We start from the raw sequence: 13,373 nt of genomic DNA on the forward strand, positions 1-13,373 counted from the left end.
TACGCCTCTTCCGCCTTTTGTCCAGCTCAGGATACCTGTGAGCTACGTGACAGTTACCGGCTTGTGAATTTGTTTGTCAACTGTCAGTGACTGACATTAGCGTGGTGGGTATGACTAGTCAGACCACCATCGACAAGGCGCCGCCGCCGCAGGATCCCGCGCCCGCGCCGGCCAAGGGGCTCCGTGGCCACCCCTGGCTGACGCTCTTCTCCGTGGCGATCGGCGTGATGATGGTCGCGCTCGACGGCACGATCGTCGCGATCGCCAACCCCGCCATCCAGAAGGACCTCGGCGCCTCGCTCGCCGACGTCCAGTGGATCACCAACGGCTACCTCCTCGCCCTCGCCGTCGCCCTGATCACCGCGGGCAAGCTCGGCGACCGCTTCGGCCACCGCCAGACCTTCCTCATAGGCATCGCCGGCTTCGCTCTCGCCTCCGGGGCCATCGGCCTGTCCAGCGAGATCTCTCTGGTCATCGCCTTCCGCGTACTTCAGGGACTGTTCGGCGCACTCCTCATGCCGGCAGCGCTCGGCCTGCTCCGCGCCACCTTCCCGGCCGAGAAGCTGAACATGGCCATCGGCATCTGGGGCATGGTCATCGGCGCCTCCACCGCGGGCGGCCCGATCGTCGGCGGCCTGCTCGTCGAGCACGTCAACTGGCAGTCCGTCTTCTTCATCAACGTGCCCGTCGGGATCGTCGCGTTGGTCTTCGGCCTGGTGATCCTCAAGGACCACCGCGCGGAGAACGCCCCGCGCTCCTTCGACATCCCCGGCATCGTGCTGCTCTCCGGCGCGATGTTCGCCCTCATCTGGGGCATCATCAAGGCCGGCGAGTGGGGCTGGGACAGCCCCAGCACCTGGGCGTGGCTGGGCGCTTCGATCGTCTTCTTCGCGGTCTTCGCGGTCTGGGAGACGAAGGTCAAGGAACCGCTCATCCCGCTCGCCATGTTCCGGTCCGTCCCGCTCTCCGCGGGTGTCGTCCTCATGGTCCTCATGGCCATCGCCTTCATGGGCGGCCTGTTCTTCGTGACGTTCTTCCTCCAGGGCGTCCACGGCATGAGCCCGGTCGACAGCGGACTGCACCTGCTGCCGCTGACCGGCATGATGATCGTCTCCTCGCCGCTGGCGGGCGTGCTCATCACCAAGTTCGGCCCGCGGGTCCCGCTCGTCGGCGGCATGGTCGCCACCGCGACCGCCATGTTCGGCATGACGACTCTCACGGCCGGCACCAGCACCCTGATGATGTCGCTGTGGTTCGGCCTCCTCGGCCTCGGCCTCGCGCCGGTCATGGTCGGCGCCACCGAAGTCATCGTCGGCAACGCCCCGATGGAACTCTCCGGTGTCGCCGGCGGCCTCCAGCAGGCCGCCATGCAGGTCGGCGGCGCGCTCGGCACCGCGGTCCTCGGCGCGATCATGTCCTCGAAGGTCAGCGCCGACTTCGCGGGCAACTGGAAGGAGGCCGGCATCCCGATTCCGGCCGACCCCAAGCTGGAGGAGGCGGCCGAGTTCGCCGCCGTGCCCGCGAAGGAGCTCGCCAAGGCGGGCCTGGAACCGCCGGTGATCGAAAAGATCGGTGCGGTCATCCATGACACGTTCGTGTCGGGGATGCACCTCGCCTTCACGGTCGCGGGCATCGTCGCGGTCGTGGCGGCGCTCGTCGCCACCTTGACCAAGCGCGGCGGGAACGCGGACGCGGCCGCGGGCGGCGCCCACATCTGACGTCAACCTGTGTGCACGACAGCCCCGCCGGACGGTTCCTGCGGGGCTGTCGCCTATCCGGGTGGAACAGCCCTCGGCGTCTTCCGCCTCAGCGTTCCCGCAGCTCAGGGTGGGGCCAACTGATGCACACAACACGGGGGTTGATTCCGATGATGCGTACGACCGTCCTCGCGGCCGGGGCCCTGGCCGTCACCGCACTGCTGCCGCAGCCCGCCCACGCCGTGCCGCCGCGCCTCGGGGACTGTTCGGCCGGCGAGCTCTGCCTCTGGGCGAAGCCGGACTTCACGGGCGGCCGCCAGACCCACGAACTGTCCGGCACGGACATCGAGAGCTGCGTCCCGCTGCCGCCCGGCACCGACGCCCAGTCCGTCGCCAATCGGACGGGCCGGCCCGTCACGACGTACCAGTCCGCGGAGTGCGAGGAGACGGGCGAGTTCGACACGTATCCCGGCGGAGGCACATGGGTTCCCCAATCCCCCTACCGCGTGCGGGCATTCAAGATGTGGGAGAACTGAGGGGGATGCGCGCGGGAAAGCGGGGCAATCGGTGGTCAAGCCCGGATCACACGAATTCCAGGGCACGACTCAGGGAGTGACCATGGCGAGCAACAGCCGCGCACACAGCCCGTCCAACGCCAGCGCCCTCAGCTGGATCTCGCTCATCTGCGGCATCATCGGCTTCTTCAGCTTCGGCATTGTCCTCGGCCCGGTCGCGCTGATCACCGGCTGGATCGCCATGGGCAAGCGCTTCAACACCGGCAATGTGCCGGCCGTGATCGGCTTCGTACTCGGCCTGATCATCACCGTCCTCGCGATCATCGCGCTGATAGGCGGCGCGGCCGTCTACGGAATGTCGATCTGACGCGCTACGCAGGTCGCTGCGGCGCAGGGGCCGCCGTCCCCACCGGCGGCCCCTCGCGCATGCCGGGAGCCGGGAGCACCGTCCCCGACGTCAGCTCCGAGACCTGCGCCCGCAGCGCCCGGACTTCCTCCGTGAGCAGCGCGATCGCGGCCGTCTGGCGGCGCTCCTCGACGTCGTCCCGCTCGAAGCGGGAGATGAACCAGGCCGCTATGTTCGCCGTCACCACACCCAGCAGCGCTATCCCCGAGAGCATCAGCCCCACCGCCAGCACCCGCCCGAGCCCGGTCGTGGGCGAGTGGTCGCCGTACCCGACCGTCGTCATCGTTGTGAACGACCACCACACCGCGTCACCCAGCGTCTTGATGTTCCCACCGGGCGCGTCCCGCTCGACCTCCAGCACGGCCAGCGAGCCGAACATCAGCAGGCCGATCACCGCGCCGCCGACGTACGTCGTGAGCTGTATCTGCGGGGCCATCCGGGCCCGCCGGCCGACCAGCAGCAGCGTGGAGACGAGCCGCAGCAGCTGGAGCGGCCGCAGCAGCGGCAGCAGTACCGCGAGCAGGTCCAGCGGGTGGCTGCGGACGAAGAGGCGCTTGCTGGGGGACAGCCCCAGCCGTACGACGTAGTCCAGGGCGAACGCACCCCAGACCACCCACTCGGTCGCCGCACAGACCCGCCGCACGGCGCCGCCCGCGTCGGGCGCGACTATCGGCACCGCGTACGCGAGAGCGAAGGCCCCCGCCAGCCCCAGCAGAAGCCCCTGTGTGCGCTGTTCCCACTGGACCTGCGCGGTCTGTATCTTCCTGCCCGCATTCATGCCCGCATCGTAGGGAACGCCGAAGGGCGGCGAGACCCTCGGGTCTCGCCGCCCTTCGCACGCACAGGCCTGTTACGCGTCGCCCCCGGCCGCACCGGGATCGGCCGCCGTCACGTCCAGCAGCTGGTAGCGGTCGACCGCCTGCTTCAGCGCCGAGCGGTCGATCCTGCCTTCCTTGGCGAGCTCGGTGAGCACCGCCAGGACGATCGACTGCGCGTCGATGTGGAAGTAGCGGCGGGCCGCCCCACGCGTGTCGGCGAAGCCGAAGCCGTCCGCACCGAGCGAGGTGTACGTACCCGGCACCCAGCGCGAGATCTGGTCCGGAACCGAACGCATCCAGTCGGAGACCGCCACGAACGGACCCTGAGCACCGGAGAGCTTCTGCGTCACGTACGGAACCCGCATCTCCTCCTCCGGGTGGAGCAGGTTGTACTCCTCCGCCGAGACCGCGTCGCGGCGCAGCTCGTTCCAGGAGGTCGCGGACCAGACGTCGGCCTTGACGTTCCACTCGTCGGCGAGCATCCGCTGCGCCTCGACCGCCCACGGCACCGCCACACCGGAGGCCATGATCTGGGCCGGAATCGAGCCCTTCTCGCCCTCCTTGAAGCGGTAGATGCCCTTGAGGATGCCTTCGGCGTCCACGTTCTCGGGCTCCGCCGGGTGCTGGATCGGCTCGTTGTAGACGGTCAGGTAGTAGAAGACGTCCTCGCCGTGGGGGAATTCGGCCGTCGCGCCGTACATCCGCTTCAGGCCGTCCTGCACGATGTGCGCGATCTCGTACCCGAACGCCGGGTCGTAGCTGACACAGCCCGGGTTCGTCGAGGCGAGCAGCTGCGAGTGGCCGTCCGCGTGCTGGAGACCCTCACCGGTCAGGGTCGTACGACCGGCGGTCGCACCCAGGACGAATCCGCGCGCGAGCTGGTCGGCCATCTGCCAGAACTGGTCGCCGGTCCGCTGGAAACCGAACATCGAGTAGAAGACGTAGACCGGGATCAGCGGCTCGCCGTGCGTGGCGTACGCCGAACCCGCCGCGATCAGCGAGGCCGTGCAGCCCGCCTCGGAGATGCCGTCGTGCAGCATCTGACCGGTCGGGGACTCCTTGTACGCGAGCAGCAGCTCGCGGTCGACCGCCTCGTACTGCTGACCCAGCGGGTTGTAGATCTTCGCACTCGGGAAGAACGCGTCCATGCCGAAGGTGCGGTACTCGTCGGGCGCGATCAGCACGAAGCGCTTGCCGATCTCCTTGTCCCGCATGAGGTCCTTGAGCACGCGCACGAACGCCATGGTCGTGGCGATCGACTGCTGACCGGACCCCTTCTTCGCAGCCGCGTACGTCTTCTCGACCGGCAGCGGCAGCGGCTTCGCCCGGACGACACGGGTCGGGACGTACCCGCCGAGGCCGTTGCGGCGGTCGTGCATGTACTGGATCTCTTCGGAGTCGCGACCCGGGTGGTAGTACGGCGGATAGCCCTCGTCCAGCTGCTTGTCCGTGATCGGGATGTGCAGCCGGTCGCGGAAGCGCTTCAGATCCTCGACCGTCAGCTTCTTCATCTGGTGGGTCGCGTTGCGGCCCTCGAAGTTCGGCCCCAGCGTCCAGCCCTTGACGGTCTGGGCGAGGATCACGGTCGGCTGGCCCTTGTGCGCCTTGGCCGCCGCGTACGCCGCGTACACCTTCTTGTGGTCGTGACCGCCGCGTCCCAGGTGCAGGATCTGGTCGTCGGTCATGTTCTCGACCATGGCGCGCAGCCGGTGGTCGTCACCGAAGAAGTGGTTGCGGATGTACGCGCCCGTCTCCGTCGCGTACGTCTGGAACTGGCCGTCCGGGGTCGTGTTGAGCTTGTTGACCAGCACGCCGTCGCGGTCCTGCGCGAGCAGCGGGTCCCAGCTCCGGTCCCAGACCAGCTTGATGACATTCCAGCCGGCGCCCCGGAACTGCGACTCCAGCTCCTGGATGACCTTGCCGTTGCCGCGCACCGGGCCGTCGAGGCGCTGCAGGTTGCAGTTGACGACGAAGGTCAGGTTGTCCAGGCCCTCGCGGGCGGCGATGGACAGCTGGCCGAGCGACTCGGGCTCGTCCATCTCGCCGTCGCCGAGATACGCCCAGACATGCGACTTGGAGGTGTCGGCGATGCCGCGCGCCTCCATGTAGCGGTTCATCCGCGCCTGGTAGATCGCACCGAGGGGGCCGAGACCCATCGAGACGGTCGGGAACTCCCAGAAGTCGGGCATCAGCCGCGGGTGCGGGTACGACGACAGGCCGTACGGAGCCTTCGACTTCTCCTGGCGGAAGGCGTCGAGCTGCTGCTCGCTCAGCCGGTCCAGCAGGAACGCGCGGGCGTAGATACCGGGGGACGCGTGCCCCTGGAAGAAGATCTGGTCGCCGCCGTCGCCCTCGTCCTTGCCGCGGAAGAAGTGGTTGAAGCCGACGTCGTACAGGGAGGCCGAAGAGGCGAACGTCGCGATGTGACCGCCGACGCCGATCCCCGGGCGCTGCGCACGCGACACCATCACGGCCGCGTTCCAGCGGGTCGCGTTGAGGACCTTGCGCTCGATCTCCTCGTTGCCGGGGAAGAACGGCTCGTCCCTGGTGGCGATGGTGTTGACGTAGTCCGTGCTGCGCATCTCGGGGACGGCCACGCGCTTCTCGCGCGCGCGCTCGATGAGGCGGAGCATCAGGTAGCGGGCGCGCTCACGGCCCCGCTCGTCGACGGCGGCGTCGAGAGAATCGAGCCATTCCTGGGTCTCTTCAGGATCGAAGTCCGGGACCTGGCTCGGAAGGCCGCCAATGATGATCGGATTACGATCGGATCCGGAAGCCACGCTGTTCCTTCGCTGGTTGGGTCTTGAGGGCTGTCGCGCCGCCTCCATCGTGTACCCCGGAATCGCAAACGTCATCTCTACCGAGGGGTAACCCCCACGCGGTACGAGGTTCGGCGTCAGCCCGAGGATGGGTCCGGCCAAATCGCAACCTTACGCCCAACTCGTTTATGCGTTCGGTAAGGCTGTTTCGGGTCCGATTGGCCTACCGAAGCCGCGTAGGCTTACAAACGTGTCGCAATGGTGTGGGATGGATCACCGGGACCGTCTCCGACCAGGTCTGGAGTTGCGGTGAACCGGCCCCATCCGTCACCGTTTCGGCTGTCTCCACGGCCGGGTACTTGCGCGATCGGTCCCGCACGTGTGGACTACGGCCAACGCCCACGCACGCGCGTGGACCGAAGGTATTCCCCAAAACATGATCAGGAGGCAATCCGTGAGCGCGACCGCGGACCACGCGGAGGAGCGGACCAACCCGGCAGTACGCCTGGGGTTCGTGCCCGGACAGGTGGTCCAGGAGATCGGCTACGACGACGACGTCGAGCAGGAACTCCGTGAGGGCATTGAGGCGATCACCGGCCAGGAAATCGTCGACGAAGACTACGACGACGTCGCTGACGTCGTTGTTCTCTGGTTCCGTGACGAGGACGGCGACCTTACGGACGCGCTGGTGGACGCCATCGGTCTGCTCGAGGACGGCGGCACGGTTCTGCTGCTGACCCCGAAGACCGGCCGCGACGGCTACGTCGAGCCCAGCGACATCAGCGAGGCCGCCCAGACGGCGGGCCTGTCGCAGACCAAGACCGTCAGCGCGGGCAAGGACTGGAGCGCCGGCCGGCTGGTGACCCCCAAGGGCAAGCGCTGAGCCACCGCCGCGTCCGAGCAGACTCCTCATGAGCAGGCTGCGCCCAAGGCGAACCAGGGCCCCCGCCGACATCTGTCGGCGGGGGCCCTGTGCGTACGCTGTCCCGGACACCAATGGTCCAGTGAGGGGATGCGCACCATGGCGATCGAGGCCGGCACCCTGGCCCCGGACTTCGTACTGAAGGACAACCACGGCCGCACGGTGCGGCTGTCCGACTTCCGGCTCGGCGCCGACTTCCCCGGCGACGCCAGGAACGTGGTGCTGCTCTTCTACCCGTTCGCCTTCACCGGTGTCTGTACCGGCGAGCTGCGCGCGCTCAGCGACGAACTGCCGCAGTTCGTCAACGACGACGTACAGCTGCTCGCCGTGTCCGCGGACTCCATCCACACCCTCCGCGTCTACGCCGAGCAGGAGGGCTTCGCATTCCCGCTGCTGTCGGACTTCTGGCCGCACGGTGACGCCTCCCGCGCGTACGGCGTCTTCGACGAGGACAAGGGCTGCGCGGTCCGCGGGACCTTCGTCATCGACAAGGAGGGCATCGTGCGCTGGAGCGTGGTGAACGGTCTGCCCGACGCGCGCGACCTGAACGACTACCTCAAGGCACTCGGCACGCTCTGAGCGCCCGGACCGGACGCCCGGCCCGAACACCCGAAAAATCGGGACACCGGGCATGCTGCGTACGGGAACCGGTCACTAGGATCGAGTCGTTGATCCGATGCCAGCGCATTACGGGGGTCCCTCGGCCCCTCGACACACATGGGAGGACTCGTGGGAGTCAGCCTCAGCAAGGGCGGCAACGTCTCGCTGACCAAGGCAGCCCCCAACCTGACCGCGGTCATCGTCGGTCTGGGCTGGGACGCTCGTACCACCACCGGGGGTGACTTCGACCTCGACGCCAGCGCCCTGCTGACCAACGCTGAGGGCAAGGTCACCAACGACTCGAACTTCGTCTTCTTCAACAACCTCAAGAGCCCCGACGGCTCGGTCGAGCACACCGGCGACAACACCACGGGTGAGGGCGAGGGCGACGACGAGGTCATCAAGGTGAACCTGGCCGGCGTGCCGGCGGACGTCGCCAAGATCGTGTTCCCGGTCTCGATCTACGAGGCCGAGGCCAGGCAGCAGAGCTTCGGCCAGGTCCGCAACGCGTACATCCGCGTCGTGAACCAGGCGGACAACACGGAGCTGGCGCGCTACGACCTGAGCGAGGACGCCTCGACCGAGACCGCGATGGTCTTCGGCGAGCTGTACCGCAACCAGGCGGAATGGAAGTTCCGGGCCATCGGTCAGGGGTACGCCTCGGGTCTGCGCGGCATCGCGCAGGACTTCGGCGTCAACGTCTGAGCGAGCCCCCGTCCCGTCCGGCGCCGCACGCGCACGTGCGGCGCCGGACGTGCTCTCACCACTGATTCCGTACCGCGGGGAGGAAGCAAGATCATGGGTGTCACGCTCGCCAAGGGAGGCAATGTCTCCCTCTCCAAGGCCGCACCGAACCTCACCCAGGTGCTGGTCGGGCTCGGCTGGGACGCGCGCTCCACCACCGGAGCCCCCTTCGACCTCGATGCCAGCGCGCTGCTGTGCCAGAACGGCCGGGTGCTCGGCGACGAGTACTTCGTCTTCTACAACAACCTCAAGAGCCCCGAAGGCTCCGTCGAGCACACCGGTGACAACCTGACGGGTGAGGGCGAGGGCGACGACGAGTCGATGATCATCGACCTCTCCCTTGTGCCCGAGCGGTGCGACAAGATCGTCTTTCCGGTGTCGATTCATGACGCCGACAATCGCGGGCAGACGTTCGGCCAGGTCAGCAACGCTTTCATTCGAGTGGTGAACCAGGCCGACGGTCAGGAACTCGCCCGCTACGACCTCTCCGAGGACGCCTCCAGCGAGACCGCGATGATCTTCGGCGAGGTGTACCGGTACGGCGGGGAGTGGAAGTTCCGAGCCGTTGGGCAGGGGTATGCGTCGGGGCTCCGGGGCATCGCCCTAGACTTCGGGGTCAACGTTTCGTAAAGCCGCGCACGGCGCGGGGGAGACCCGTACTTACACGATGGGGTAGCCAGTGGTTCTGAAAACCTTCGGCTGGTCGTTTGCCGTCACGGCACTCGGACTGGCTTTCGCCGCCTGGCAGTGGGGGTGGGAGGCGTTCGGGGTCGTACTGATCCTGTCGATCCTCGAGATCTCACTGTCCTTCGACAACGCGGTCGTCAACGCCGGAATTCTGAAGAAGATGAATGCCTTCTGGCAGAAGATCTTCCTCACGGTCGGCATCCTGATCGCGGTCTTCGGTATGCGGCTGGTCTTCCCTGTCGCCATCGTCGCGATCAGCGCCAAGGTCGGTCCCATCGAGGCGATTCAGCTCGCGATGGACCAGCCCGACCAGTACGAGGCCCTGGTCACGGACGCCCACCCGGCGATCGCGGCCTTCGGTGGGATGTTCCTGCTGATGATCTTCCTGGACTTCATTTTCGAGGACCGGGACATCAAGTGGCTCGCCTGGCTCGAGCGTCCGCTGGCCAAGCTCGGCAAGGTCGACATGCTGTCGGTCTGCATCGCGCTGATCGCCCTGCTCGCCACGGCGATGACCTTCGCGACCCACGCGCACACCAGCACGGGATACCAGGACAAGTCGGCCACGGTGCTGCTCTCCGGCGTCGCCGGCCTGATCACGTACCTCATCGTCGGCGGTCTCTCCAGCCACTTCGAGAACAAGATCGAGGAAGAAGAGGAACGCGAGCACGAGGAGGAGGAGAAGGCCAAGGCGGAAGGCAAGGACCTGTCGGTCGTCGGCCTGGCCGGCAAGGCCGCGTTCTTCCTCTTCCTCTACCTGGAAGTCCTCGACGCCTCGTTCTCGTTCGACGGCGTCATCGGCGCCTTCGCCATCACGAACCACATCTTCTGGATGGCGCTCGGCCTCGGTATCGGCGCGATGTACGTACGTTCGCTGACGGTCTACCTGGTCCGTCAGGGCACCCTCGACGACTACGTCTACCTGGAGCACGGCGCGCACTACGCGATCGGTGCGCTCGCGGTCATCCTGCTGATCACCATCGAGCACGAGATCAGCGAGATCATCACCGGCCTCGTCGGTGTCATCCTGATCGCCGCCTCCTTCTGGTCCTCGATCCGCCGCAACAAGAGGCTCGAGGCAGCCGAGGGCGGCAACGGGCCGGCCCCGGGGGACAAGACTGAGGTCCCGTCCGGGGTGTGACCCCGTAGGGATTGAGGAACGCTCTCAGCGGGGCGGTCATGAGGCGTCGGCCTCGGGGCCGCCCCGTCGGCCTGCGTGGGGACGCTGCGTCGTGTACGAGACACCTGGGGGTGGGTGGGATGGCTATCTGGGACAGCCTGCGGCGGGACAGGTCGGCCGATCAGTTCGCGTCCGGAAGCGCCGCGGCCAACGCGATCGAACTGACCAAGCGGAACCCGTCGGTCTCGCTCACGAAACAGGGCGCGGCCACCGGCAATCTGCGCGTCAACCTCTCGTGGCGGATGCGCACCTCGGACATCGGGGGAAAACAGCGGCGCGATGGCAGCGTGCTGCGCCGGCCGTTCAAGTTCTTCCAGCCGGAGCTGGTGCAGGCGCACACCCAGGGCGTGGTCAACGTCGACCTGGATCTGGGCTGCCTCTACGAACTGGTGGACGGCACGAAGGGCGTCGTACAGCCGCTGGGCAGCTTCTTCGGAAGCCTGAACGCGCCGCCGTACGTCAAGCTCAGCGGTGACGACCGGTTCGGCTCCCCGTCGGGCGAGACGATCTACGTGAACCTCGACCACCGCGAGGAGATCAAGCGGCTGCTGGTGTTCGTCTACATCTACGACCAGACACCGGCCTTCGACCGCACGCACGCCGTGGTGACGCTGTTCCCGAGCAACGGCCCGCGCATCGAGATCGAACTGGACGAGCGCGCCCCGCAGGCACGCTCGTGCGCGGTCTTCACCGTCGAGAACGTCAAGGGCGACTTGATGGTGCGCCGCGAGGTGAAGTTCGTCTACGGCTTCCAGGCGGAACTGGACCGGCTGTACGGCTGGGGCCTGCAGTGGGGCCGCGGCTACAAGACGAGGACGTAGGTCGGCAGCGGCCGGGGGAAAGCCCCCGAGCGCAGCCTCTACTGGGCGCGGACGAACTGCGGCCCCTGAGGCGGCAGCCGGAAGTTCGGGTCCGGGGCGAAGGCGGCGGCCGCGGCCGGCTGCGGATACCCGTACGCGGGCTGGGTGGACGCCGACTGGGGGTAGCCGTAGGCGGGTGCCCCCGCCCCCTGGGGCGACGCGGAGGGCTGCGGATACCCGTACGCGGGCTGCATGGGCTGTGTGGGCTCGGCCGGGGTCGCATGGGCCGCCCCGGGGCCCGCGGCGCCGGTGGCCGACGCCTCCGGCCTCGCGGCCGCCTCGCCCGCCCCGCCCGACTCCTCGGTCTCGTCCACGGAGATCCCGTGGTCCGTGGCCAGCCCGATCAGTCCGTTGGAGTAGCCCTCACCCAGTGCCCTGAATTTCCAGCCCTCGCCCCGCCGGTAGAGCTCCCCGCAGATCAGCGCGGTCTCCGCCCCCGTCTCGGGCCTGACCTCGAAGTACGCGAGCGGCTCACCGCTTCCGGCCGCGGAGGCGTCGTACACCTGGATGCACAAATCCCGTACGCGTTCGAACGGCACGTCGTCCGTCGAGGCGACGATCAAGACCCGGTCCACGGCCGGCTCGAGCGCCGCGAGATCCGTCTGCACCGAGTCGGTGACGCCGTCGGGCAGTCGCTTCTTGCCCAGGCTCCGTACCAGGCCCGAAGGGTGGCGCGGCTGGTTGTAGAAGACGAAGTCCTGGTCGGAGCGTACGCGCCGGTCCACGCCGAGAAGCAGGGCCGAGGCATCCACCTCGGGCACGTCGGGGCCGGGAGTCCAGCGCAGCACAGCCCTTACGGCTGTGGCTTCGAGCGGTACATTCGAGCCCTTCAGCATGGCGTGCGTCATGTCGGTCATCCTGCCTCCCCGGGGCTCCCCCCTACAACGCGGGGGCCCATACACGCACAAGTGGCTTCACGTGGGTAACCTGAAATTCACGCGTGCGGGGAACTCTTGACACGGTCCCTACGTACTATTACCGGCCATACAACGATCGGCCGACACGGCAGCACGGGGGGATTTACATGCGTCATTTCGGGCATATCCCGCCTACTGTCCGGGAGAACCTGTTCCACCAGGAGCCGGTCGCATTCGACGCCGGCTCCCCGGCCCGTACGCTCTCCGCCGCCCTCGGCGCCACGCTCTACAGCCCGGCCACCCGGCCGCGGCTCGCCGACGACGTGGCCAAGCAGGCGGGGCGCGGAGTCGTGTCCATGGTGCTCTGCCTGGAAGATTCCATCGACGACGCGGAAGTCGCCGGGGCCGAGGAGAACCTCGTCCGGCAGTTCGCGGAGCTCGACGCGCGGGGCACGGAGGTGCCGCTGCTGTTCGTCCGGGTCCGGGAGCCCGCGCAGATTCGCGACCTGGTACACCGGCTCGGCCCCTCGGCGCGCCTGCTGTCCGGATTCGTACTGCCGAAGTTCACCGAGGAGCGGGGCGTCGCCTTCCTGGAGGCCCTCACGGCCGCAGAGGCGGCGAACGGGCACCGGCTGTTCGCCATGCCCGTGCTCGAATCGCCGCAACTGCTCCACCTGGAGACCCGCGCCGAGACGCTCCGCGGCATCGCCCGGACCGTCGACAAGTACCGCGAGCGGGTGCTCGCCCTGCGGCTTGGCGTCACCGACTTCTGCTCGGCGTACGGCCTGCGCAGGGCGCCCGACATGACGGCGTACGACGTGCAGATCGTGGCCGGGGTCATCGCCGACGTGGTCAATGTGCTCGGCCGCTCGGACGGCACGGGCTTCACGATCACCGGCCCGGTGTGGGAGTACTTCCGGGTCCAGGAGCGGATGTTCAAGCCGCAGCTGCGCCGCAGCCCCTTCGTGGGGCAGGCGGAGGCGCTGCGCGCGTCGCTCATCGAGCACGACATGGACGGGCTGCTGCGGGAGATCTCGCTGGACCGCGCCAACGGGCTGCTGGGCAAGACCTGCATCCACCCGTCGCACGTCCTGCCCGTGCACGCGCTGTCGGTGGTCAGCCATGAGGAATTCAGCGACGCGCAGGACATCCTGCGGCCGGATCGGGGCGGCGGCGGAGTGATGCGTTCCGCGTATACGAACAAGATGAACGAAGTGAAGCCGCACCGCGCGTGGGCCGAGCGCACGCTGCTGCGCGCCGAGGTTTTCGGCGTGGCGCGCGAGGACATCGGCTTCGTGGAGCTGCTGACAGCGGGAATAGCCGACTGA

General features: G+C 67.9%; 13 protein-coding genes. 10 read left to right on the forward strand and 3 right to left on the reverse strand.

Annotated elements, in window-relative coordinates; genetic code table 11:
* Positions 1–110 precede the first annotated feature (110 nt).
* The 3 genes from ACWIHY_RS18690 to ACWIHY_RS18700 all read left to right on the forward strand — a co-directional run bounded on the left by ACWIHY_RS18690 (position 111) and on the right by ACWIHY_RS18700 (position 2,579).
* Positions 111–1,718, forward strand: coding sequence for an MFS transporter (locus tag ACWIHY_RS18690; RefSeq protein WP_454376728.1), 1,608 nt, complete (start codon positions 111–113; stop codon positions 1,716–1,718).
* 152 nt (positions 1,719–1,870) lie between these two features.
* Positions 1,871–2,233, forward strand: a complete 363-nt coding sequence (locus ACWIHY_RS18695) for a peptidase inhibitor family I36 protein (RefSeq protein ID WP_454376767.1) — start codon at positions 1,871–1,873, stop codon at positions 2,231–2,233.
* 82 nt (positions 2,234–2,315) lie between these two features.
* Entirely contained in the window at positions 2,316–2,579 is a 264-nt protein-coding gene (locus tag ACWIHY_RS18700; protein WP_454376729.1) for a small hydrophobic protein, read from the forward strand.
* A 4-nt stretch (positions 2,580–2,583) separates the two neighbouring features.
* On the opposite strand, the gene ACWIHY_RS18705 is transcribed toward ACWIHY_RS18700, so the two are convergent.
* Together ACWIHY_RS18705 and aceE are read right to left on the reverse strand one after the other, a co-directional pair.
* Entirely contained in the window at positions 2,584–3,396 is an 813-nt protein-coding gene (locus ACWIHY_RS18705) for a potassium channel family protein (RefSeq protein WP_454376730.1), read from the reverse strand.
* A gap of 72 nt (positions 3,397–3,468) precedes the next feature.
* Positions 3,469–6,216, reverse strand: coding sequence for a pyruvate dehydrogenase (acetyl-transferring), homodimeric type (gene aceE, locus ACWIHY_RS18710; RefSeq protein ID WP_454376731.1), 2,748 nt, complete (start codon positions 6,214–6,216; stop codon positions 3,469–3,471).
* Between the two features lie 433 nt (positions 6,217–6,649).
* Between aceE and ACWIHY_RS18715 the strand changes: the two genes are divergently transcribed.
* From ACWIHY_RS18715 to ACWIHY_RS18740, 6 genes are all read left to right on the forward strand, one after another.
* On the forward strand, positions 6,650–7,078 hold the full coding sequence (locus ACWIHY_RS18715) for a DUF3052 domain-containing protein (RefSeq protein ID WP_069928912.1): 429 nt from the start codon (positions 6,650–6,652) through the stop codon (positions 7,076–7,078).
* A 138-nt stretch (positions 7,079–7,216) separates the two neighbouring features.
* A complete protein-coding gene (locus ACWIHY_RS18720; RefSeq protein ID WP_454376732.1) occupies positions 7,217–7,696 on the forward strand; it encodes a peroxiredoxin in 480 nt (159 codons plus the stop codon).
* Positions 7,697–7,846: 150 nt separating this feature from the next.
* The gene (locus tag ACWIHY_RS18725) at positions 7,847–8,422 is read left to right on the forward strand and encodes a TerD family protein (RefSeq protein ID WP_138894399.1); all 576 of its coding nucleotides are present in this window, start codon (positions 7,847–7,849) and stop codon (positions 8,420–8,422) included.
* 93 nt (positions 8,423–8,515) lie between these two features.
* A complete protein-coding gene (locus tag ACWIHY_RS18730) occupies positions 8,516–9,091 on the forward strand; it encodes a TerD family protein (protein WP_454376733.1) in 576 nt (191 codons plus the stop codon).
* A 49-nt stretch (positions 9,092–9,140) separates the two neighbouring features.
* Positions 9,141–10,289: a DUF475 domain-containing protein gene (locus ACWIHY_RS18735; RefSeq protein ID WP_454376734.1), complete on the forward strand. Its 1,149-nt coding sequence runs from the start codon at positions 9,141–9,143 to the stop codon at positions 10,287–10,289.
* Positions 10,290–10,408: 119 nt separating this feature from the next.
* Positions 10,409–11,149 (forward strand): TerD family protein, encoded by a 741-nt coding sequence (locus ACWIHY_RS18740; protein WP_454376735.1) that lies wholly within the window; start codon positions 10,409–10,411, stop codon positions 11,147–11,149.
* Positions 11,150–11,187: 38 nt separating this feature from the next.
* On the opposite strand, the gene ACWIHY_RS18745 is transcribed toward ACWIHY_RS18740, so the two are convergent.
* Entirely contained in the window at positions 11,188–12,045 is an 858-nt protein-coding gene (locus ACWIHY_RS18745; RefSeq protein WP_454376736.1) for a TerD family protein, read from the reverse strand.
* Positions 12,046–12,212: 167 nt separating this feature from the next.
* Between ACWIHY_RS18745 and ACWIHY_RS18750 the strand changes: the two genes are divergently transcribed.
* On the forward strand, positions 12,213–13,373 hold the full coding sequence (locus tag ACWIHY_RS18750) for an HpcH/HpaI aldolase/citrate lyase family protein (protein WP_454376737.1): 1,161 nt from the start codon (positions 12,213–12,215) through the stop codon (positions 13,371–13,373).

The organism is Streptomyces sp. NPDC055287, assembly GCF_053646035.1.

Excerpts from the sequence above, each read along its gene's own strand:
- ACWIHY_RS18740 (WP_454376735.1), top strand. The coding sequence starts at position 10,409 with ATGGCTATCTGGGACAGCCTGCGGCGGGACAGGTCGGCCGATCAGTTC.
- ACWIHY_RS18720 (WP_454376732.1), top strand. The coding sequence starts at position 7,217 with ATGGCGATCGAGGCCGGCACCCTGGCCCCGGACTTCGTACTGAAGGAC.
- ACWIHY_RS18705 (WP_454376730.1), bottom strand. The coding sequence starts at position 3,396 with ATGAATGCGGGCAGGAAGATACAGACCGCGCAGGTCCAGTGGGAACAG.
- ACWIHY_RS18745 (WP_454376736.1), bottom strand. The coding sequence starts at position 12,045 with ATGACCGACATGACGCACGCCATGCTGAAGGGCTCGAATGTACCGCTC.
- ACWIHY_RS18750 (WP_454376737.1), top strand. The coding sequence starts at position 12,213 with ATGCGTCATTTCGGGCATATCCCGCCTACTGTCCGGGAGAACCTGTTC.
- ACWIHY_RS18700 (WP_454376729.1), top strand. The coding sequence starts at position 2,316 with ATGGCGAGCAACAGCCGCGCACACAGCCCGTCCAACGCCAGCGCCCTC.
- ACWIHY_RS18695 (WP_454376767.1), top strand. The coding sequence starts at position 1,871 with ATGCGTACGACCGTCCTCGCGGCCGGGGCCCTGGCCGTCACCGCACTG.
- ACWIHY_RS18730 (WP_454376733.1), top strand. The coding sequence starts at position 8,516 with ATGGGTGTCACGCTCGCCAAGGGAGGCAATGTCTCCCTCTCCAAGGCC.
- ACWIHY_RS18690 (WP_454376728.1), top strand. The coding sequence starts at position 111 with ATGACTAGTCAGACCACCATCGACAAGGCGCCGCCGCCGCAGGATCCC.